The sequence below is a fragment of the Gracilibacillus sp. JCM 18860 genome, assembly GCF_055395245.1.
In genome coordinates this window covers 3,617,958-3,639,666 of sequence record NZ_AP043868.1, presented here as the reverse complement: position 1 = coordinate 3,639,666, position 21,709 = coordinate 3,617,958, and the positions used below count along the sequence as shown (strand labels likewise).

General features: G+C 42.0%; 14 protein-coding genes, 14 tRNA genes and 3 rRNA genes. 6 read left to right on the top strand and 25 right to left on the bottom strand.

Annotated elements, in window-relative coordinates; translation table 11 throughout:
• The first annotated feature begins 6 nt into the window (after nt 1–6).
• The 4 genes from ACZ5R4_RS18075 to ACZ5R4_RS18060 all read left to right on the top strand — a co-directional run bounded on the left by ACZ5R4_RS18075 (nt 7) and on the right by ACZ5R4_RS18060 (nt 3,457).
• Nucleotides 7–744 carry a LytR/AlgR family response regulator transcription factor gene (locus tag ACZ5R4_RS18075; protein ID WP_464367751.1) on the top strand — a complete coding sequence of 246 codons (738 nt, stop codon included), beginning with the start codon at nt 7–9 and terminating at the stop codon, nt 742–744.
• Between the two features lie 235 nt (nt 745–979).
• On the top strand, nt 980–1,276 hold the full coding sequence (locus tag ACZ5R4_RS18070; protein WP_425454589.1) for a DUF4212 domain-containing protein: 297 nt from the start codon (nt 980–982) through the stop codon (nt 1,274–1,276).
• 3 nt (nt 1,277–1,279) lie between these two features.
• Entirely contained in the window at nt 1,280–2,962 is a 1,683-nt protein-coding gene (locus ACZ5R4_RS18065) for a sodium:solute symporter family protein (RefSeq protein ID WP_109985193.1), read from the top strand.
• 30 nt (nt 2,963–2,992) lie between these two features.
• Nucleotides 2,993–3,457, top strand: a complete 465-nt coding sequence (locus tag ACZ5R4_RS18060; protein WP_464367750.1) for a hypothetical protein — start codon at nt 2,993–2,995, stop codon at nt 3,455–3,457.
• 624 nt (nt 3,458–4,081) lie between these two features.
• On the opposite strand, the gene ACZ5R4_RS18055 is transcribed toward ACZ5R4_RS18060, so the two are convergent.
• From ACZ5R4_RS18055 to ACZ5R4_RS17940, 24 genes are all read right to left on the bottom strand, one after another.
• Nucleotides 4,082–4,165 (bottom strand) — tRNA-Leu (locus ACZ5R4_RS18055).
• A gap of 10 nt (nt 4,166–4,175) precedes the next feature.
• Nucleotides 4,176–4,249 (bottom strand) — tRNA-Cys (locus tag ACZ5R4_RS18050).
• A 47-nt stretch (nt 4,250–4,296) separates the two neighbouring features.
• Nucleotides 4,297–4,371, bottom strand: a tRNA-Gly gene (locus ACZ5R4_RS18045).
• Between the two features lie 4 nt (nt 4,372–4,375).
• Nucleotides 4,376–4,450 (bottom strand) — tRNA-Gln (locus ACZ5R4_RS18040).
• Between the two features lie 15 nt (nt 4,451–4,465).
• Nucleotides 4,466–4,541: transfer RNA gene (locus ACZ5R4_RS18035), tRNA-His, on the bottom strand.
• A gap of 14 nt (nt 4,542–4,555) precedes the next feature.
• Nucleotides 4,556–4,626: transfer RNA gene (locus tag ACZ5R4_RS18030), tRNA-Trp, on the bottom strand.
• Between the two features lie 28 nt (nt 4,627–4,654).
• Nucleotides 4,655–4,740 (bottom strand) — tRNA-Tyr (locus ACZ5R4_RS18025).
• A 34-nt stretch (nt 4,741–4,774) separates the two neighbouring features.
• Nucleotides 4,775–4,850: transfer RNA gene (locus ACZ5R4_RS18020), tRNA-Phe, on the bottom strand.
• 39 nt (nt 4,851–4,889) lie between these two features.
• Nucleotides 4,890–4,966, bottom strand: a tRNA-Asp gene (locus tag ACZ5R4_RS18015).
• A 26-nt stretch (nt 4,967–4,992) separates the two neighbouring features.
• Nucleotides 4,993–5,069 (bottom strand) — tRNA-Met (locus tag ACZ5R4_RS18010).
• Between the two features lie 175 nt (nt 5,070–5,244).
• A tRNA-Val gene (locus ACZ5R4_RS18005) sits at nt 5,245–5,320 on the bottom strand.
• Between the two features lie 102 nt (nt 5,321–5,422).
• Nucleotides 5,423–5,497, bottom strand: a tRNA-Glu gene (locus ACZ5R4_RS18000).
• A gap of 11 nt (nt 5,498–5,508) precedes the next feature.
• Nucleotides 5,509–5,600: transfer RNA gene (locus ACZ5R4_RS17995), tRNA-Ser, on the bottom strand.
• A 2-nt stretch (nt 5,601–5,602) separates the two neighbouring features.
• Nucleotides 5,603–5,677, bottom strand: a tRNA-Asn gene (locus tag ACZ5R4_RS17990).
• Nucleotides 5,678–5,690: 13 nt separating this feature from the next.
• Nucleotides 5,691–5,807, bottom strand: a 5S ribosomal RNA gene (gene rrf, locus ACZ5R4_RS17985).
• A gap of 151 nt (nt 5,808–5,958) precedes the next feature.
• Nucleotides 5,959–8,872 (bottom strand): 23S ribosomal RNA (locus ACZ5R4_RS17980).
• Nucleotides 8,873–9,300: 428 nt separating this feature from the next.
• Nucleotides 9,301–10,862 (bottom strand): 16S ribosomal RNA (locus ACZ5R4_RS17975).
• Together the 16S, 23S and 5S rRNA genes with 14 tRNA genes alongside form the textbook arrangement of a ribosomal RNA operon.
• A gap of 499 nt (nt 10,863–11,361) precedes the next feature.
• Entirely contained in the window at nt 11,362–11,841 is a 480-nt protein-coding gene (locus ACZ5R4_RS17970; RefSeq protein ID WP_109983031.1) for a spore coat protein, read from the bottom strand.
• Nucleotides 11,842–11,934: 93 nt separating this feature from the next.
• A complete protein-coding gene (locus ACZ5R4_RS17965) occupies nt 11,935–12,132 on the bottom strand; it encodes a hypothetical protein (RefSeq protein WP_054861032.1) in 198 nt (65 codons plus the stop codon).
• 346 nt (nt 12,133–12,478) lie between these two features.
• Nucleotides 12,479–13,348, bottom strand: coding sequence for a nucleotidyltransferase-like protein (locus tag ACZ5R4_RS17960; protein WP_109983032.1), 870 nt, complete (start codon nt 13,346–13,348; stop codon nt 12,479–12,481).
• 214 nt (nt 13,349–13,562) lie between these two features.
• The gene (locus ACZ5R4_RS17955) at nt 13,563–14,333 is read right to left on the bottom strand and encodes a PHP-associated domain-containing protein (RefSeq protein ID WP_054861034.1); all 771 of its coding nucleotides are present in this window, start codon (nt 14,331–14,333) and stop codon (nt 13,563–13,565) included.
• A 24-nt stretch (nt 14,334–14,357) separates the two neighbouring features.
• Nucleotides 14,358–15,167: an energy-coupling factor transporter transmembrane component T family protein gene (locus tag ACZ5R4_RS17950; protein ID WP_277678940.1), complete on the bottom strand. Its 810-nt coding sequence runs from the start codon at nt 15,165–15,167 to the stop codon at nt 14,358–14,360.
• The gene (locus tag ACZ5R4_RS17945; RefSeq protein WP_277678939.1) at nt 15,151–16,839 is read right to left on the bottom strand and encodes an ABC transporter ATP-binding protein; all 1,689 of its coding nucleotides are present in this window, start codon (nt 16,837–16,839) and stop codon (nt 15,151–15,153) included. Before ACZ5R4_RS17945 ends, ACZ5R4_RS17950 begins: the two co-directional genes overlap by 17 nt.
• Nucleotides 16,839–17,711, bottom strand: coding sequence for a DUF8171 family membrane protein (locus ACZ5R4_RS17940; RefSeq protein ID WP_464367749.1), 873 nt, complete (start codon nt 17,709–17,711; stop codon nt 16,839–16,841). The genes ACZ5R4_RS17945 and ACZ5R4_RS17940 overlap by 1 nt, the downstream gene beginning before the upstream one ends.
• Before the next feature lie 189 nt (nt 17,712–17,900).
• Here ACZ5R4_RS17940 and ACZ5R4_RS17935 point away from each other — a divergent pair, with 189 nt between their 5' ends.
• Both ACZ5R4_RS17935 and ACZ5R4_RS17930 read left to right on the top strand, forming a co-directional pair.
• Nucleotides 17,901–18,731, top strand: coding sequence for a MurR/RpiR family transcriptional regulator (locus ACZ5R4_RS17935; protein ID WP_054861036.1), 831 nt, complete (start codon nt 17,901–17,903; stop codon nt 18,729–18,731).
• 117 nt (nt 18,732–18,848) lie between these two features.
• A complete protein-coding gene (locus ACZ5R4_RS17930) occupies nt 18,849–20,333 on the top strand; it encodes a methyl-accepting chemotaxis protein (protein WP_109983038.1) in 1,485 nt (494 codons plus the stop codon).
• Between the two features lie 187 nt (nt 20,334–20,520).
• Here ACZ5R4_RS17930 and ACZ5R4_RS17925 read toward each other — a convergent pair whose 3' ends face one another.
• The gene (locus tag ACZ5R4_RS17925) at nt 20,521–21,624 is read right to left on the bottom strand and encodes a 5-methyltetrahydropteroyltriglutamate--homocysteine S-methyltransferase (protein WP_054788560.1); all 1,104 of its coding nucleotides are present in this window, start codon (nt 21,622–21,624) and stop codon (nt 20,521–20,523) included.
• Between the last annotated feature and the right edge of the window lie 85 nt (nt 21,625–21,709).

The following is a 21,709-nucleotide window of genomic DNA, read 5'->3' as shown; positions in this document are numbered from 1 at the left end:
GGTCACTTGAGTATACATGTGTTAATTGCAGAAGATGAACGTTTAGCAAGGGAAGAATTAATCTATCTTTTAGAAAATGAACAGGATGTCGTCCTTTGTCCAAGTGCGAGAAATGGAGATGAGTTAATGAAGCATTACCAAGATCATGCACCTGACGTGTTATTTTTAGATATACACATGCCTGGTATGAACGGTATTGAAATAGCGGAAACTATCCGACGAGCAAATCCGCTCAATCAGCCCCTGATTGTTTTTACTACGGCATATGACCATTACGCCGTTCAAGCTTTTGAACTTCAAGCCATTGATTATTTACTAAAACCTTTTGATCAAGAGCGATTCAGTGTCACCATGCAAAGAGTGAGGCATGCTCTGAATGCACGGTCCCCTAAGACTAAAGCAAAAGTGGATAAATTAATTATACAAACTGATGAAAAGATGGTCGTATTAAATCCGAGTGATATTGGCTATGCGGAGCGTATTGATCGTATGATTAAAATTTACACATTAAAAAATGAAGTCATTATAACGAAAATGAGCTTGAAAGAATTAGAAGAGAAGTTAAGTGCATTTCCTTTTTATCGCCCTCATCGTAGTTATCTTGTGAATTTGGATGCCATTGAGGAAATCACTCCTTGGTTTAACGGAGCTTATAATGTCGTCATTCGGGAACCACTCCACTCAAAAATCCCAGTAAGCCGAACCGCTGCGAAAGAGTTTTTTGAAGTACTTGAAAATATATAAAGGTGAGAGAAAAAGGTAATAACGAAAGCTATTTGTAGTAATATTAATATTTTTAATACCAACATTTTAAACCAGCTATTCTACATTTCAAACAAGAATTTCTACAATTTAAGCATGTCTACAATTGAATAAAGGACTCTGTTAATATACTGAATACAAAAGTTAGAGTATTCCGTATTTTTTTCTGATTGAATGAAAGCGTTTTCTATATCGGATACTCTATCAAAGAGAAAGGGTGAGGAAATTGAATCAAAAGAAGCAGCTCAATGAGAGACAAAAGTGGTATTGGAAAAAAAATATTCGATTCATTATAAGTTTATTGGTTGTTTGGGCAGCCGTTGCTTATGGCGGTGGTATTCTATTCGCAAAACCGTTATCTAATATTCAGTTATTCGGTGTCTCCTTTTCCTTTTGGATTGCACACCAAGGTGCGATCATCGTCTTTTTCTTGCTTATTTTAACTTATGCAATCAGAATGGACCGGCTGGACCGAGAATATGCCAAGTTACTTAAAGAGGATAGGGAGGGATAAGGATTGAGTGTTGAAGCGATTACGATTACGTTGGTTGTTATTACGTTCATTATTTATACAGGGATTGGCTGGTGGTCACGGGTTAAGGATACATCAAGCTTCTATGTGGCAGGTCAAAATGTTCCGACCGTCGCAAACGGGGCAGCGATTGCGGCTGACTGGATGTCGGCAGCATCCTTTATTTCGATGGCTGGCCTTGTTGCCTTTTTAGGCTATGATGGAACGATCTACTTAATGGGATGGACAGGTGGTTATGTTTTATTAGCATTACTGCTTGCTCCTTATTTACGTAAGTTTGGGAAGTTTACGGTTCCAGATTTTATTGGGGATCGTTTCTACTCAAGTAGTGCTCGCGCTGTTGCCGCGATTGCGACAATTTTCATTTCATTAACCTATATATCAGGACAGATGCGTGGTGTAGGGATTGTCTTTAGTCGGTACTTACAAGTCGACATCATTGTCGGTGTTCTAATCGGGATGGCGGTTGTTGGTTTCTTCGCACTACTTGGCGGAATGAAAGGTGTTACTTGGACTCAGGCAGTTCAATATTTCGTTATTATTATCGCATTCCTAATCCCGGCTTGTGCGATTTCAGCTCAGTTAACAGGTAATCCTGTACCGCAATTAAGCTTTATTACAAGCGATATTGTAGAGCGACTTAGCCAAATTCAAATTGATCTTGGGATGACGGAATATATGGCACCATTTACTAATTTGTCGATGTTAAATGTATTCATGATGACGTTAGCTCTTATGGCTGGTACAGCAGGTTTACCTCACGTCATCGTCCGTTTTTACACAGTTAAAAGTGTACGTGCTGCTAGATGGTCTGCTGTTTGGGCGATTATCTTTATTGGACTATTATACTTAACAGCTCCTGCAGTTGGGGCATTCGCAAAGTATAATTTAATTGATACGATTGCGGATAAACCAGTTGAAGAAGTTCAAGACATCGAATGGGTGAAAAAATGGGAGACAACGGGCTTACTTCAGTTTGATGATAAAAACGGCGATGGCAACGTCAATTATACAGCTGGTGATGATAATGAAGTGATGATTGATGGAGATATCATTGTATTATCGACACCAGAAATTGCGAACCTAGCGCCATTTATTATCGCCCTGGTTGCTGCAGGTGGGCTTGCAGCCGCCTTATCAACCGCCTCAGGATTACTGATCACGATGACCAGTGCCGTCTCGCATGATATTTACTATAGGATTTTTAATAAATCAGCAAGCGAGGCGCAGAGATTGCGTGTCGGAAGGATCACGTTATTAATTGCTTTACTCGTTGCGGCCTATGTTGGTATTAACCCACCAGGATTCGCAGGTGAAGTGGTTGCCCTTGCCTTTGGGCTTGGGGCTGCAAGTTTATTCCCAGTCATCTTGCTTGGAATTTTTGATAAACGAATGAATAAGGAAGGCGCGATCGCAGGTATTCTAACCGGTTTGGTCTTTACATTGTTTATGATCGGAACTATTCTATCCGAATCCATTTTTGGTACAGAAGGGGCACTCATTGATAGTTTCTTTGGCATTAATGCTCAAGGTGTCGGAGTTGTCGGAATGTTATTAAACTTCATTGTGAGCTTTATTGTGTCAAGAATGACAACAGAGCCACCTCAAGAAATTCAAGAGCTTATTGAAGATGTAAGAGCACCAGAGATTGATGAGGATGTAAGCTAAAAACTTTAGATAAACGAAAGGGGTAGCGTGATGAATTGGACACTCATATTTGGTTGTTTAGCGATACTTGTGTATTTATTAAGTCCTTGGATGAATATAAAAACAGTGCAACGGGTGATTGGCATAACATTATTTCTTGAGATCTTCTATCTCTCCGGCCACTACATTAGGGAATGGCCGTTTCCAACACCGATAATATTATTGCAGTTATTAGTCGTGTCTGGCCTAGGTGTGGCGTTAGGAGTCTGTTTTTCAAAAATTTGGCCTTTACCGCTTCATAAAGGGGTTGAGCGGATCTTTCGAACATTTTTAATCATCATTCCATCTTTGGGGCTAGGGATGGGACTGCAAATTCTGCTTCAAGGTGCTTACGCAACACAGGCAATTTATCTACTCTTTGCGTTAGCAGCATGGATTGGATCAGGTCAATTTATTAAGGTAGAAGATAGTGAAGAATCTGTTTCTAATAGTAAAATAGCTAGTGGAGTGTCTTAATAACTATCGCTACCTATTCTATAAAAACAGTCTTAAAGTTAAATGTTTCACTTTAAGGCTGTTTTATTTAGCAATGATTATAATCCAATTTGTATTCTAGTTATCCAAATCAAAAGTTTATTTTCTAATTTTTCATCTCATTCCCCGTCATAACTAAGTTGCTACATTCTGGCATGTCTTATAACTGTCAATATTCTCTTCTCTAATAGATCCTTAAGTAAACTGATCGGCCCATTAACCTTTAGCATAATCCCTCTTTCAACTTTGATTTTTCTAAGTACGATTGTCGAAGTTTAGCATTTTTCTTAATTAATTTGATTTCTCGTAAATTAGAAGGACATGTTACCTCTATGAAAATATCGGCCCAGAGTTAAGGCAGTATTTATGTGATAGTAATATGTGAGAATTCCTTGATTATCAAATTTACCAATGGAATGGAATCGAATCTTTACAGATTCTAGATGAAAAGTGACATTAAAGGACAAGTTGACCAAGCTGCTCATATAATAGCGTTTCAGTGAAATTTGGTTCTACAATCGCGTGATAAAAATCGATCAGTGAAAAAAAAGAACACAAAAAAGGCGATACGCTCCGTAGAGAATACCGCCATATCGATGTTTCAAATACCGGTGGTCGGGGTCGAACCGACACGTCCGTGAGGACACGGGATTTTGAGTCCCGCGCGTCTGCCAATTCCGCCACACCGGCATAAATAAAATGGAGGCGGCAACCGGATTTGAACCGGTGATAAAGGTTTTGCAGACCTCTGCCTTACCACTTGGCTATGCCGCCTCGATAAAATCATTATATGGTTATTAGGTGAAAATGTTAATTAATAATGGAGCGGAAGACGGGATTCGAACCCGCGACCCCCACCTTGGCAAGGTGATGTTCTACCACTGAACTACTTCCGCAAAATGGCTGGGCTAGCTGGATTCGAACCAGCGCATGACGGTACCAAAAACCGTTGCCTTACCGCTTGGCTATAGCCCAACATTTGAAAGTAAATGGGGCGGCCAGTGGGGATCGAACCCACGCATGCCGGAACCACAATCCGGTGCGTTAACCACTTCGCCATGACCGCCATCATACAAAAAACAGGGGTAGTAGGAATCGAACCCACACTGGAGGTTTTGGAGACCTCTGTTCTACCGTTAAACTATACCCCTACGAAAAATAATACATATATTAATAAAATGGTGGAGGGAGTAGGACTCGAACCTACGAACCCGATGGGAGCGGATTTACAGTCCGCCGCGTTTGGCCAACTTCGCTATCCCTCCAAATAAAATAAATTAATTGAGAAAAAATAAAAGGTGGTGGCTCGGGACGGAATCGAACCGCCGACACACGGATTTTCAGTCCGTTGCTCTACCGACTGAGCTACCGAGCCATTTTCAATGAATGATTTAATTTTGATAAGTAAATTTAGTGGCGGTCCGGACGGGACTCGAACCCGCGACCTCCTGCGTGACAGGCAGGCATTCTAACCAACTGAACTACCGGACCATTGTAGAAAATACTTGAAAGTATTTTGGTTGCGGGGGCAGGATTTGAACCTACGACCTTCGGGTTATGAGCCCGACGAGCTACCAGACTGCTCCACCCCGCGATGATAAGAAATATTAAATTGAAATCCATAATGTTACAAATAGTGTAGTCTACGGTGACCTCTGCATCTACTAGCTTACTCTTAGATGTAGGGTGCTTCGAGGTTACTCGAAGTTTATTCGGTGGATGTTTTACTCGTTGCTCCACCCCGCGATGATATGAAATATTTAATTAAATGGTGGAGGATGCAGGGCTCGAACCTGCGACCCCTTGCTTGTAAGGCAAGTGCTCTCCCAGCTGAGCTAATCCTCCGCCGCACAGGATGTGCAAGTGCATGCATTGCGACAGGACGTCGCGATCTTAGCATGCCATCCTTAATAAAGTAGCAATAACTAATGATTACTGTGGTTATTATGGTGACCCGTACGGGATTCGAACCCGTGTTACCGCCGTGAAAGGGCGGTGTCTTAACCACTTGACCAACGGGCCTATATTTAAAGTGGCGGAGAGCGAGGGATTCGAACCCTCGGTACGGCGTTGACCGCACACACGATTTCCAATCGTGCTCCTTCGACCACTCGGACAGCTCTCCATTGGCTCCACAGGTAGGATTCGAACCTACGACCGATCGGTTAACAGCCGATTGCTCTACCACTGAGCTACTGTGGAATGGAAATAAATTGCTTGGCAACGTCCTACTCTTGCAGGGGCGTGAGCCCCAACTACCATGGGCGCTGGAGAGCTTAACTACTGTGTTCGGTATGGGAACAGGTGTGACCTCTCCGCTATTGCTACCAAGCTTGTACTGCTTATAGTTAATAAGTATTTAAATATTTTTAGTGACAAAGAATATTATACTATGTATTTCAAAAAAATCAAGCTAAATTATAATATACTTTCAAAACTAGATAAGAAGTAGACAAACCATCGGTTTTTCATCCAAAGAACGTATAGATAAGTCCTCGATCGATTAGTATTCGTCAGCTCCACATGTCACCATGCTTCCACCTCGAACCTATCTACCTCATCGTCTCTGAGGGATCTTACTCACTTAAAGTGTGGGGAAGTCTCATCTTGAGGGGGGCTTCATGCTTAGATGCTTTCAGCACTTATCCCTTCCACACGTAGCTACCCAGCGATGCTCCTGGCGGAACAACTGGTGCACCAGCGGTGTGTCCATCCCGGTCCTCTCGTACTAAGGACAGCTCCTCTCAAACTTCCAACGCCCACGACGGATAGGGACCGAACTGTCTCACGACGTTCTGAACCCAGCTCGCGTACCGCTTTAATGGGCGAACAGCCCAACCCTTGGGACCGACTACAGCCCCAGGATGCGATGAGCCGACATCGAGGTGCCAAACCTCCCCGTCGATGTGGACTCTTGGGGGAGATAAGCCTGTTATCCCCGGGGTAGCTTTTATCCGTTGAGCGACGGCCCTTCCATTCGGTACCGCCGGATCACTAAGCCCGACTTTCGTCCCTGCTCGACTTGTAGGTCTCGCAGTCAAGCTCCCTTCTGCCTTTACACTCTTCGAATGATTTCCAACCATTCTGAGGGAACCTTTGGGCGCCTCCGTTACTCTTTAGGAGGCGACCGCCCCAGTCAAACTGCCCACCTGACACTGTCTCCGAACCGGATCACGGTTCTGGGTTAGAAGGTTCATACAGCCAGGGTGGTATCCCACCGGCGCCTCCACGTAAGCTAGCGCTCACGCTTCCAAGGCTCCCACCTATCCTGTACAAGCTGTACAAACATTCCATATCAGGCTACAGTAAAGCTCCACGGGGTCTTTCCGTCCTGTCGCGGGTAATGCGCATCTTCACGCATAGTATAATTTCACCGGGTCTCTCGTTGAGACAGTGCCCAAGTCGTTGCACCTTTCGTGCGGGTCGGAACTTACCCGACAAGGAATTTCGCTACCTTAGGACCGTTATAGTTACGGCCGCCGTTTACTGGGGCTTCAGTTCAACGCTTCGCTAATGCTAACGCATCCCCTTAACCTTCCAGCACCGGGCAGGTGTCAGCCCCTATACTTCGCCTTTCGGCTTCGCAGAGACCTGTGTTTTTGCTAAACAGTCGCTTGGGCCTTTTCACTGCGGCTTACTCGTAAGTAAGCACCCCTTCTCCCGAAGTTACGGGGTCATTTTGCCGAGTTCCTTAACGAGAGTTCTCCCGATCACCTTAGGATTCTCTCCTCGCCTACCTGTGTCGGTTTGCGGTACGGGCACCCTTTTCCTTGCTAGAGGCTTTTCTTGGCAGTGTGAAATCCGGAACTTCGGTACTCATTTTCCCTCCCGATCACAGCTTGTGATTGCCAGACGGATTTGCCTATCTGACTCACTCACTGCTTCGACGCACACGTCCAGTCGTGCGCTTTCCTTATCCTACTGCGTCCCCCCATCACTCAAACGGAATTGGGTGGTACAGGAATATCCACCTGTTGTCCATCGCCTACGCCTTTCGGCCTCGGCTTAGGCCCCGACTAACCCTGAGCGGACGAGCCTTCCTCAGGAAACCTTAGGCATTCGGTGTAGAAGATTCTCACTTCTATTTCGCTACTCATACCGGCATTCTCACTTCTAAGCGCTCCACCAGTCCTCACGGTCTGACTTCACTGCACTTAGAACGCTCTCCTACCATTGTTCGTAGAACAATCCGTAGCTTCGGTGATACGTTTAGCCCCGGTACATTTTCGGCGCAGCGTCACTCGACCAGTGAGCTATTACGCACTCTTTAAATGATGGCTGCTTCTAAGCCAACATCCTGGTTGTCTAAGCAACGCCACATCCTTTTCCACTTAACGTATACTTTGGGACCTTAGCTGACGGTCTGGGCTGTTTCCCTTTCGACTATGAACCTTATCACCCATAGTCTGACTCCCAAGGTAATATGATTGGCATTCGGAGTTTGACTGAATTCGGTAACCCGGTGAGGGCCCCTAGTCCAATCAGTGCTCTACCTCCAACATACATCCCTTGAGGCTAGCCCTAAAGCTATTTCGGAGAGAACCAGCTATCTCCGTGTTCGATTGGCATTTCACCCCTACCCACACCTCATCCCCGCACTTTTCAACGTACGTGGGTTCGGGCCTCCAGTCAGTGTTACCTGACCTTCACCCTGGACATGGGTAGATCACACGGTTTCGGGTCTACGACCCCCTACTATCTCGCCCTATTCAGACTCGCTTTCGCTGCGGCTCCGTGTCTTCCACTTAACCTTGCAGGAGATCGTAACTCGCCGGTCCATTCTACAAAAGGTACGCCGTCACCCATAAAAGGGCTTCGACTACTTGTAGGCACACGGTTTCAGGTTCTCTTTCACTCCCCTCCCGGGGTGCTTTTCACCTTTCCCTCACGGTACTGGTTCACTATCGGTCACTAGGGAGTATTTAGCCTTGGGAGATGGTCCTCCCGGATTCCGACGGAATTTCACGTGTTCCGCCGTACTCAGGATCCACTCTGGAGGAAACACGCTTTCGACTACAGGGCTGTTACCCGCTGTGGCTGACCTTTCCAGATCGATTCGTCTAACGTATTTCTTGGTAACTCCGTATAGAGTGTCCTACAACCCCAAAAAGCAAGCTTTTTGGTTTGGGCTACTTCCGTTTCGCTCGCCGCTACTCGGGAAATCGCGTTTGCTTTCTCTTCCTCCGGGTAATGAGATGTTTCAGTTCCCCGGGTCTGCCTCCTCTATCCTATGGATTCAGATAGAGGTTCTACTCCATGACGAGTAGAGGGTTTCCCCATTCGGAAATTCTCGGATCAATGCTTACGTACAGCTCCCCGAGACATATCGGTGTTTGTCCCGTCCTTCTTCGGCTCCTAGTGCCAAGGCATCCACCGTGCGCCCTTTTTCACTTAACTATACTCATGCTTCAGATGAAAAAGTCGTTGGTTTTTATTTGATGTCTTGTCATCAGTTTCGTGTTGGCTTCTTTTGGTGCCTTCACGTCCTGATTTCTTCTTATCTAGTTTTCAAGGTACAGCTTCCACACGAGGTGGTGACTTCTGTATTCGTCACAAGACGTGACGGGTTTTAACAGAAGATCCTCTGAGCATCAATCGCTCAAAACTGAACCAAACAACCAAGTACAATCTATGATGATCTACGCTAGTAGACCATTTCCTATTGTGTCTAGCTCCAGCACCCAGCGACTAGCACAACTTCCCTCACCTCCGTACGATAAGTCAACATCAAGTCGCTAAGCTCCTTGTGTTTCCTTTATCTCCTTCGGTTCAGTCCAGTTTGTACGTCGCTAACCGGGTGCTTCCGCCTTTCACTTTATCCTTAGAAAGGAGGTGATCCAGCCGCACCTTCCGATACGGCTACCTTGTTACGACTTCACCCCAATCATTGGCCCCACCTTCGGCGGCTGGCTCCAAAGGTTACCCCACCGACTTCGGGTGTTGCCAACTCTCGTGGTGTGACGGGCGGTGTGTACAAGGCCCGGGAACGTATTCACCGCGGCATGCTGATCCGCGATTACTAGCGATTCCGGCTTCATGTAGGCGAGTTGCAGCCTACAATCCGAACTGAGAATGGTTTTATGGGATTGGCTTCACCTCACGGCTTCGCTGCCCTTTGTACCATCCATTGTAGCACGTGTGTAGCCCAGGTCATAAGGGGCATGATGATTTGACGTCATCCCCACCTTCCTCCGGTTTGTCACCGGCAGTCACCTTAGAGTGCCCAACTCAATGCTGGCAACTAAGATCAAGGGTTGCGCTCGTTGCGGGACTTAACCCAACATCTCACGACACGAGCTGACGACAACCATGCACCACCTGTCATTCGGTCCCCGAAGGGAACTCCCTATCTCTAGGGACATCCGAAGATGTCAAGACCTGGTAAGGTTCTTCGCGTTGCTTCGAATTAAACCACATGCTCCACCGCTTGTGCGGGCCCCCGTCAATTCTTTTGAGTTTCAGCCTTGCGGCCGTACTCCCCAGGCGGAGTGCTTAATGCGTTAACTGCAGCACTAAGGGGCGGAAACCCCCTAACACCTAGCACTCATCGTTTACGGCGTGGACTACCAGGGTATCTAATCCTGTTCGCTCCCCACGCTTTCGCACCTCAGCGTCAGTTACAGACCAGAGAGCCGCCTTCGCCACTGGTGTTCCTCCACATCTCTACGCATTTCACCGCTACACGTGGAATTCCGCTCTCCTCTTCTGTACTCAAGTTCCCCAGTTTCCAATGACCGCTTGCGGTTGAGCCGCAAGATTTCACATCAGACTTAAGAAACCGCCTACGCGCGCTTTACGCCCAATAATTCCGGACAACGCTTGCCCCCTACGTATTACCGCGGCTGCTGGCACGTAGTTAGCCGGGGCTTCCTCGATAGGTACCGTCAAGGTACCGCCCTATTCGAACGGTACTTGTTCTTCCCTAACAACAGAACTTTACGATCCGAAAACCTTCTTCGTTCACGCGGCGTTGCTCCGTCAGACTTTCGTCCATTGCGGAAGATTCCCTACTGCTGCCTCCCGTAGGAGTCTGGGCCGTGTCTCAGTCCCAGTGTGGCCGATCACCCTCTCAGGTCGGCTATGCATCGTTGCCTTGGTGAGCCGTTACCTCACCAACTAGCTAATGCACCGCGGGCCCATCTGTAAGTGGTAGCTTGCGCCATCTTTCCACTTCGGTTCCTATGAACCAAAGTACTATCCGGTATTAGCCCCGGTTTCCCGGAGTTATCCCAGTCTTACAGGCAGGTTGCCCACGTGTTACTCACCCGTCCGCCGCTCGTTCCACTCACGTCCTCCCGAAGGATTCAGTCAGCTTCCCGCGCTCGACTTGCATGTATTAGGCACGCCGCCAGCGTTCGTCCTGAGCCAAGATCAAACTCTCCATAAAATAGATGCACCGAAGTGCTTGTGTTGATCAAGCTCGCTTAAAGCTAGCATGTTCTTACTTTTTTGTACTGGTTGTTTTGTTCAGTTTTCAATGATCAATGTTCGCCGTCTTTTTGCGACAGCTTTTACATAATATCATCATCACATAATATTGTCAATACATTTTCTGAATGTTTTTTCATGTGATTTCCCAATAAAATGGTGACGCCGTTTAAGCGACAGATATAAATGTAACATGGTTCAAAATCCATGTCAACATTAAATTTAAAATTATACAAGAAAGAGGACACTTCCACATCATATGCAGCTTTAGGCAATATGTTCATTCTTTTCCCTAATAATTTTAAATTGCTTGTACATCCAAAAAAAAGAACAGAAGAAAGATATCTTCTGCCCTTCCTAAACCCCTCTATTCAATGCCCTACAATTAATGATTGGTTGATCCCCTTATTTTTCTACATAATAGAAATAGACATGATAGAAAATAGACTGCTCTCCTACTATAGAATGTCTAAACGAGCAATCAATGCAATTAATACTTGTAATAGAACTTGAGCATTAACCGCAATATCCGTGTCATTTGTAGAAACTTTTACACCTCGAGAATTCTCAATATAAGTGTGTTGTTTATTTACTTGACTAGACTTAATTTTTTCAAATAAGTCCTGAGAAACTTTGTCAGCCTTATCCCCATCCAAGATAGAGATACTAAGAATCAAAGCAATCGCTGCTTGCAAACCAACCTGAACATTAATTGCAGCTTGCGTGTCGGTTGTTTTAACTTCTACATCACAAGAATCCTTTACCACAATGGTTTCAAAGGAATGTTGAACAGATTTAATTTCTTGGTTTCCATCTTGCGTATCAGAATCATCAAACGGGTGACAAGACTTAGGGTCTAGTGCATTCCATTTTTTTGCAGCAGGTTTTCTACCTGTATTATAAACAGGTCTACTATTCAAATATTGTACATCTCTCATATGATCAATCCCTTCCTTGATATACTACTAACATATGACGCAGTTCAACAATTGGAGAAGGCGAATCTATTGATACATCTTCATCAAAAATGGTTACTCTTCATCTTTTTTTGCATTTTTTTGAAGTGTTTGAACATTGTGTTTTAATTCTTCTACAAGCTCTTTTAGCTGTACTTTCTCTTCTTCTGATAGGCTACTACCATCTAGTTGAACTTTATGACGTTTAAGCGTTGCGCCTACTAACATATCGATGATTTGAGAAGAAACATTTTTAAAATCATCGTTACTCACACTATCACCTCCTCTAATGAACCCGTGGTAGTTTTTCTAGGATTATAAGTGAGTATGATGCCTGCAGATAGCCTATTTCATTTGCTATTGCTTCCTACATTGCTTTCATTTCTTCCATAGTACAGTATGTACACCTTCGCTTTTTAGTAAGGGCGAGTAACAGAGATTTCAAAGCAATGGGTCATTATTTCTCTATGGTTCTTTTCCCAAATTAGAAAAACTCGGATACATTAGCTTTTCTTATTATTTGGACTTCATTTCGTCGCTTTACTTCCTGCAAAAATTTAATGCTTTCCTAACGTACAAAAAAGCTTGTAGAGAAAGCAACTACTCCCTCTACAAGCCTTTATTTCTTCACTTGATATTTACGATGATAAATTTGATTCCCTTTCGTTTTCTCTAATACAACGGAAATCTTATCTTTCCCTACTAAATATTCGATCAAGCTAACTAAGTTATAAGTATATGGTTCCACTTCCGGCAAGGTTTTTATTTCACCAAACCCCCAAGGCTCTTCTCTAGTCGATAACAATTCCATTAAATGCTCCGCACAGCTATCCAGCCTACTGTTTATTGAAAATTCAATGGCAATTAACATAAGGGCCACTCGTTTTTCCGTTTCTTCTGTGCTTCGAATTAATTCTTCATATAACTTATACACTTCCGGATCTATTCTCTTCACCTGACTCCAGACCATTACCTCAGGATAGTAGCCCCTTTCGATAATTGCGATTCTGCCTAAATAGTGTAAAGATCGTAACAATCGGCTATATGCATCTAAATTATCACCAGTACCATGCAAATTTTTGGCCTCACTATAGCTTCTTGTTAGTTTGGAAAATTCTATCGTGAGCCTTAACTTACGTTTGTCTTCAGGAAAAGCATTTAGACTCTCCTTTAAATTTTTTACATATAAGTTTCTATCATATATAACTCGTCCATCAATAATCCACTCTATCGCTCGACGATAGGAGCTCGTATCGATCCATTCCTCCAAAAGCTTGCGATCGATAATATGTAAGGCTGCAGATTTCTGCTCATGTTCATAATGCTTTACTAACCAGTTCTCTGCTAAATCTTCTACAATCACTAACAGAATCGAATCAAAATTATCTGTTTCTGGGCTAACTTCCTCATTCCTTTCCATTATCAGAATGCCTAATGTGTTGTCATTGCTGGCTCTTTCCTGATAAATCGGTCGTAAAATGTCCTCCAAGCATACTCCTCCTTCAGTCTTTTGTACTATTTTATTTCGCTATAAAGACAGCGAATCCCTTTTCCATTTTCAAAATATTTTAAAAATTGCTTTTTATTTACCCTTCTTCTTCTTACCTCAATCATCCTTTTCCAATTAGACAAACTCGGTATTTGCTACATCGCTTTACTTCCTGCAAAAACGTATAAAAAAAGACTTACAACGAGGTAAGCCTTCAAACCGTTAAGGATTCTTTGATTGTTTTCTTCATATATTTTTTCACAAGTGTAGCTGCCTTTACCTTTAAAGGTAATTGCTCAGAAATCGAATAGTGAAAATTCCCTTCCTGAATCGCTTCTTTTAAATCTGCTGCGGAATGACACTCTTTATCAAAAACATTTGCGATACAGCCATACTGTAAAAACTGATGAGTATCACTTCCACCTACTATAGGTAGATGAATTTGATCTGCAAGTGCCTTTAGCTCAGTGCTACATGCTTCAACTCCTTTTGCAAACAAGTCCTTCCCATTCAAATCAAGGGCATCTAAGCGCGTTAACTCCTCATATCCCACATTTCTAGCAAGTGGTGTACTGTCACGAAAAGGATGTGCACCAATCTTAAGAACTTTTTTAGAATCCGCTAGATCCATTAAGGCTTGAAAGGAAATAAACTTATCCTCTGCTAAATGATTGTTTAACTCCCTTCTTATATAAAGAATTTCTTCTCGATCGCCGATCAGCAAAATATGTCCATTTTCTTTGACGTCGACCTCGATTCCAGGAAAAAGCTTCAACCCTTCTATATCATAATAACCATGCTGATAAGAAAAATGATGATTTAAATAATCATAAATTTCATAGAAGCGACTTGTATTAAAATGCTCTGTCATGGCAAGTGCCGTCAAGCCATTACTCTTTGCCTCACACATCATTTCTTGGAAATATTCTGGCATGAAGCTCGATTTTTTGGATATTTTAACATGACTGTGAAAATCAATGATCATCTAGACAACTCCTGTATGAGATTTTTACAAAAATATAAATAAACAAACGACGTATAGAAATGAACCGATTAAAAAAAGATAGTCCTTCCGAGTCATTTGTAATTCTTCTAGCTTTAATCGTTTTACCTCGGGGTGATTAAAGCCATACATACTTCCTTTCGTTTCTAAGGCTTCTACCGTCGTTCTCGCCCTTTTCGCTGTGGATAGGAGCAATGGATAAAAAGAAAGAACAGCGAGCTTAACAAAATAGGCGATGGACCGAATAAAGAGAAAGCCTTTTTTATCTGGTGCTTTCCCGCGTAATCGGAAGGATTGAAATACGTGGTGGTATTCCTCCAATAACGATGGAAGCATTCGATAGCCATAAGCAATACTAAATGATACCTGGCCAGGCACACCAATCTTTAATAAACCATTGCTCAGCTTATCGGGATTCATGGAGCAAAATACGGTCACACTTGCTAATGTAATGACAGAAAGTTTTGTCGTTAAAATCAAGAGTGGTAGCATCGTGGTTAAGTTCCCGCCAAAAAATAAAGCAATAATTAACAAATAACCACCTTGCCCAAGTAGCCCGAGACATAATATCACGATAATCAATGGACTAACTTTTGCTATATATGTTGTAATGACCATAAAGACAAGCATGCCTATCAAAATATATTCCTGATGAATAAACCATGGAGCAATGCCAAAATAACAATACCATAGGAATAACGTACGGGGATCCAATCTCGCAAAAAAAGTGTCGCCATTCCCATAAGCAATGTTTAATAATTCAATTTTGGCTTGCTCTACCGACAGCTTTTCTGTAAATTTACGCGTATAGTCCATCTTTTACATCCTTCTTTTGATAATGTTGTACAAAATCATCTACTGTATAGACTGGCTGTTCCCATCCTAATCCACGGGAGAGCTCATAAATTTGTGGGGCAGATAATCCCGCCTTTTCTAACAATCTATAATTCTCAAAAACAGATTCCCGATCACCATCATGAATAATCCGTCCTTCATGCATGACGACGATTCGATTAGCAAACTCACAAGCAAGCTGCATATCGTGTGTGGCAATGACAACGGCCTTTAATTGATGCTTTAATTGATCAAGAAACCTCGAAATATGCTTTCTTGTTGCAATATCAAGATTGGCAGTCGGCTCATCCAATAGCATGATTTCTGGATTCATCCCAACACCAATGGCGAGTGAGGCTCTTCGCTGTTGTCCACCACTTAACAACCTGCTATCTCTCTGTCGTAGTTCAACTAATTCGAACTGCTCCATTAATTCCTGTACTCTTGCTTCATAGTGAGGTATTTTTCTTGCCTTCATATAAAATCCGATATCCTTCTGTACAGAATCATCAATAAACATTTGCTCAGGGTTTTGATGGATATAAGTAACGAGCTCTGCCAAGAACTCTGGTGATGTACGCTTAGTATCATTCCCAGCAACTAGCACCTCTCCAGATTCTTGTTTGACAAGCCCTGTCATTAAACGCATCAGGGAGGATTTGCCTGCCCCATTATTTCCGACTAAAGCGACATAATCTCCTTCGTTTATCGTAAAATCAATCTCATGTAACACACGCTTTTTCTCCCGCTTAATCGTTTTATAAGAAAAACACACCTCATTAAAAGTGACTAATGGCTGAGGATCCCACGGTTTTGTGGGGAGAGAGCTTTCCTCCTTGTTCACTTTATCAAACAATGGATAGGCCTCCTCTAGTGTAATTGGTAGCGGCTGACGAACATCCAGTGTATGTGCCGCTTGTGTTACTTGTGGAGGATAAATATGATGCTGTAGTAATAAATCCACCTCATTTAATGCGTTCTTTACTGGTTTCTTAAAATGAATCGAGCCTTGATTCATTAACACCACTTCCTTCGCATAGGTGGCTACAAATTCGGTATGGTGTTCAATCACAATAATCGTTTTGCCTAATTCTTCATTTAAATACTTTAAAATTTCATAGATCTCTTTTGCATGCTGGGGATCGAGCTGGGCAATGGGCTCATCGATAATAATTATTTCTGGGTTTAGTGATAAAACACTAGCTAATGCTAACAAATGCTTTTGCCCACCACTTAACTGCCAAATAAAGTCATTCTCATTTTCTAATAAACCTACTAATTCGAGCGCCTTGTATGCTCGTTCTTTATAATCGGCAAACCCATAATGCAATGGCGCAAAGCAGGTATCCTCTATCACCCTTGGGCTGACGATTTGATTTTCAAAATCTTGATAAACATAGCCAACATGCTGAGATAGGGCTGCTACCTTGTGCTCTGACGTTTTTAATCCATGGACAACTACCTCACCAGAATAATCCCCAACATAATAATGTGGAATCAACCCATTGATCAATTTACATAGGGTAGACTTTCCACTCCCATTTCCACCTAGAATGGCAACAAACTCCCCCTTATCAATCTGTAAAGACACATTACGAAGTACAGGCTTGTCCGCACCTGGATACTGAAAGGTTACATCATTTATTTCGATCATTAAGATACCTTCTTTTCTTTATCATTCCAATTTGTTTTCTTACGTAGCATTACGACGATAGTGATGATTGCAACCATTGCCGCTACTGCCATACTCACCCATATATACCATTCACCAAACATTTCTAAAAAGTCTGCTTCCCATTCCATATTGAAGTCAGATTCAGATAAATATTCGAAGAAGAAGGCAGATATCGCTAAGAAAACGGCAAGGATGACAAGTCGTAGACCGATAATTTCCTTTAAGGAATACTTGTCATTCCGATCACGAGGCTTCATTCCTAGTAATGGTTCTATTTTCCCATACAATCTTGGTACTAAATAAACGGTAGGGATAAGGGCAAATAAAATACCCGAGAATAATAGGTCATTGAAGAAAGCAAAGCCCTCTACGATAACCACACTCTCTGCTAAGCCTGGCACTGCCTCTAATTCCTCGACACCAATCCAGACCTTTAATATATCTACTGTTACACTTATGGCCTGATGAATGGCAACACCTAGCATTGCTGCGATACCAACCTGAACCTTGTTCTTAGGATCACGGACAAAGGTACCTGCGATATACATCGCCAACGAGAAAGCAATAAACTTCTCCAGTTCACCAAATCCTCCGAATTGACCGAGCATAATTTCCCCAAAAATCACTTCCCCTAACGATGCACCAATCGCCGCATATAAAGGATGGAACAAAATACATAATGTTAATGGAATAAAAGCGAAATATTCAATCGAAAACTCGATCGGTCCTAAATAGGCACTTGGTACTAGCTCTGTAATCATATTGGATAGCCCGTACAAGGACATCGACAAAATAAACACCATCATTTTTTGGGATTGCGTTAAAGTGTAACGCTCTTCTATAGTACTCATTTTTCTAACCTCCTCTTAATGGATACCTTCATTGTAAAGAAACATTGTTAATCTAATCTTTCGCCAAGGTTAATTACATGTAAATTTGTTAACTTTTTTTATCATTATGTAAATTTTCTTTCACATAAGCAGAAAGTCATTCTTTATTTGATACGATGAGAAAAAAGGATAGAGAGTGGGGAGCATTTAATGAAAGATTTTGATTGGAATGAGCACACATTCACCGAAAGCCAAGTAAAAATAGCGAATTATATTCAAAAGCATATCCAGCATGTTCTAATTTCAACAGAGCAAGAAATTGCAAGGGAGGTAGGTGTCAGTATTGCCACCGTTTCAAGATTCTGGCGTGTGATCGGCTTCCAAAATCTAAAAAGCTTTAAAACAGCGATAAGACATGAATTAGAGGTCTCGCCAGCAGGAAAAATCAAAAAGGTAAAAATAACCGACAGTGCATCGAATCTATATTTAACGATGGAAAAAAGTATCGGGCTATTGCAGGAAACCATCGACCACCTAGAATCCGATCAATTTAAGCAAGCTATTTCTCTACTAAGACGTACGAGAAGAATTAGAGTGCTCGCTCTAGGTCCTTCCAAGGGATTAGGAGAATTACTAGTCTATCGAATGACGAGGTTCGGCATGGACATTCAACTCATTCGAAATCAAGGCAATGAGCTTTTTGAAGATATGATCCATTTAAAAAGAGAGGATCTCCTTATTATTTTTGCCTTTACGAGACTCTTACCAGAGGCAAAGGTCTTACTATCCTACCAAAGAGAAATTCATTATCACAGTCTATTAATCACAGATCAGCTGATCGCGGATTTCACCTCTCTTGCCACCATGACATTGTTTGCAAGCAGAGGCGATGCTAATGAATTTCATTCCATGATTGCCCCGACACTACTAGTCGAAAACCTTGTCCTTGCACTCGGAATGGAAAATAAACAGGATAATATCAAAAAGCTAGAGCATTTGTCTGATTTGAGGAAAAAGTATGAGAAGGAATTACCACGATAGACCATATTTTTAAAAAATAAGACAATTTTCACAAAAATATATTGATACTTTTAACCTATGAACTTATACTATAGATAGACAATTAGTAACATAATAGCAAAGGAAGGAATCACAATCATGGAAATCATACAATCGATGAAACAAAATGACCTCAAGCACAAGAACACGCTAATGTTCCTTACGATGGGGATCTCGTTGATAGCTGGGCTGATACTATCCATCCTACAAAACGTCACGTTATCAGTTATTTTTTATGGGGTGCAATTAGCTCTTATTATCCTAATCTATTTCAGCTTTAAAAAATTCGATCAGAAGGCATTTCTTTTGCCTTATATTTTTATCGTAATTTTCTATCTTTCAGACCTAGTTTATATTGCATTAAATGGTGCTACCTCTGCCCTATTTCTGATTGTTATCTTTTTAAATATCTTCTCTGCGATCCATATGAACAAGAAGATCTTTTATACTGGATACTCGTTAGGGATCGTTGTGATTGCTTACAACTTTATTAGAATGGACCCTTCTAATACAGAAATGATGCAGATTTTTCAATATACGGTCCTTATCCAATTGTTAAGTCTTCTTATTTTTCATTTTGTGATCAAGATGGCTAATGGACAAATGGAGCAGCTTACCGAGTTATTGCAAACTTCTCAGCAACACAACAACTCCAAGCAAGAGCAGAATCAACTCATTGAAAGCTCCATTTCGACTATCTTAGAAAAAATTACCACCATTAACACACAATTACAAGAAAATGTGTACGCACAAAATGAACTAAATACGACCATTCAAGAAATATCGCAAGGCAGTCAAACACAGGCGGAACAGATTTCGAACATATCAGACGCTACCAATGACACACGTCAAAATATTGATATCGTACATCAAACATCCCAGAGCTTATATGAGGATTCGAACAAAGCAAGTAGTTTAGCCGCTACCGGAAAAGAAAAGATGGATACATTAAATCACCATAACGAAACATTAGAGAAAACGATTGGTCAGCTAAGTCGCACCTTTGCCGAACTAACCGAAAAGATTAAAGAAACGAATCAATTTGCAGACAACATTAAAGAAATTACCGAACAAACGAACCTACTAGCATTAAATGCCTCTATTGAAGCAGCACGTGCTGGAGAAGCTGGAAAAGGCTTTGCTGTCGTAGCGGATGAGATTCGTAAGCTTGCTGATTTAACGGGAGAAACAACGGAGAAAATTACCGGGAACCTCGCTTCCTTGAACCAGTCGAATAATTCAGCCGTAAACCAAATGGATGAAAGCATGCTTAATTTTGTTAATGGAATGGAAATATCGAACGAGGTTACTGGTTATTTCGAGGATCTCACATCAACGATTGAAACATTAAACAGTGCCTTACAAAACTTCACCATGCTTGCCGAGGATGTTCAGCAGCAATCTAATGGCGTAGAATCATCCACCAATGATCTAGCAGCGATTATTCAACAATCATCTGCTAGCTTAGAAGAAATGAGTGCAACGATTACGATCCTGACAGAAAGTAATCAAGAAATTGCCAAACTATTAAGCGAAACCGTAGAGGACACTAACTCATTACGTACAAATATCGGAACCTTGTAATAAACCATAAATTTACTTCCTACCTAGTTTAAATATTAGTAAAACTCGCATTCGCTCGTCTTTTAGCGAATGCGTTAGCTTTTCTTATACGTTGGACTTCAAAATTTTCGCTTCGTTGCTATAAATTTTAAGCTTTCCTAACGTATTTAAAAAACATCGCCCCTTTGGCTGGAGCGATGTTTTTTCTTTATCCCCAGATTTCTTTGGAGATATCTACAATATATTTTAATTTATTCCATTGTTGTTCTTCAGACAGCTCATTTCCATGGTGAGTGGAGGCAAAGCCACATTGTGGGCTAAGGCAAATTTGGTCAAGTGGTACAAATTCGGATGCCTCTTGAATTCTTCTTTTAATCTCTTCTTTATCCTCAAGCTCTCCATTTTTAGAAGTAAATACCCCTATAACAACCTTTGCCCCATTTCTCGGAATATGCTTTAATGCTTGGAAATCTCCGGAACGCTCATCATCATATTCAAGGAAAAATCCATCAACCTTTTCCTTGGCAAATAAAGTAGGAGCGATCAAATCATAGCTTCCCGAAAATGCCCAATCAGATCGGTAATTCCCACGACATAGATGTGTCGTAATTTGCATATCTTCAGGCTTCACCTCAAGCACACCATTTACTACCTTTAATGCAAGATCAATCAGGGATTGTCTATCTTGATCTGATTCAGCAAATGGTAGATTCGGAGACGATAAACCAGCAATATAAACATCGTCAAATTGTAAATATCTGATACCTACATCATAAAATGCTTTCACAGCATCCTGATATACCTTAATAATATCTTCTGCAAACTCGTCCCAGCTTGCATAGTACTCTTCTCCAATAATTCCAGTATTGAAGAACTGGTTAGGACTTGGAATGGTGAACTTCGGTACGGCTCTTCCGTCGATTTGTTTGATTAGGAATTTAGCATCCTCAATAAATGGGTGGTTTTCATTCCAAGAAACCTTGCCTGTTAAACGCACATTATACGCATCGGTTACTTGGTTAGCAAATTGATAGCCTTGCTCTGGCACATAGCCCTCTACCCCATTGATGTATTCCATAAAATCCGTATGCCACCATAGTCTCTGGAATTCCCCATCAGTTACAGCTGTTAAACCTACTTCAATCTGCTTATCGACGATTCTTTTCACTTCAGATCTTTGAATCTCTTTTAACTCGTCATAGGGAAGATTTCCTTTTCGGTATTTGGCGATTGCCTCATGTAAGGATGCTGGTCTTAATAAACTACCAACATGGTCGGCGCGAAATGGTGCTGTTTTTGTAATAGTTGTCATTTTTCTACCTCTCTCCATATGTATTTTAGAATCCCGAATCTTATCCTTCCAACGCGCAAAAAACCTCTTCTTAAAAATAAGAAGA

Coding starts and splice junctions, on each gene's coding strand:
- ACZ5R4_RS18060 (WP_464367750.1), top strand. CDS start 2,993: ATGAATTGGACACTCATATTTGGTTGTTTAGCGATACTTGTGTATTTA.
- ACZ5R4_RS17970 (WP_109983031.1), bottom strand. CDS start 11,841: ATGAGAGATGTACAATATTTGAATAGTAGACCTGTTTATAATACAGGT.
- ACZ5R4_RS17955 (WP_054861034.1), bottom strand. CDS start 14,333: ATGATCATTGATTTTCACAGTCATGTTAAAATATCCAAAAAATCGAGC.
- ACZ5R4_RS17950 (WP_277678940.1), bottom strand. CDS start 15,167: ATGGACTATACGCGTAAATTTACAGAAAAGCTGTCGGTAGAGCAAGCC.
- ACZ5R4_RS17945 (WP_277678939.1), bottom strand. CDS start 16,839: ATGATCGAAATAAATGATGTAACCTTTCAGTATCCAGGTGCGGACAAG.
- ACZ5R4_RS17940 (WP_464367749.1), bottom strand. CDS start 17,711: ATGAGTACTATAGAAGAGCGTTACACTTTAACGCAATCCCAAAAAATG.
- ACZ5R4_RS17935 (WP_054861036.1), top strand. CDS start 17,901: ATGAAAGATTTTGATTGGAATGAGCACACATTCACCGAAAGCCAAGTA.
- ACZ5R4_RS17930 (WP_109983038.1), top strand. CDS start 18,849: ATGGAAATCATACAATCGATGAAACAAAATGACCTCAAGCACAAGAAC.
- ACZ5R4_RS17925 (WP_054788560.1), bottom strand. CDS start 21,624: ATGACAACTATTACAAAAACAGCACCATTTCGCGCCGACCATGTTGGT.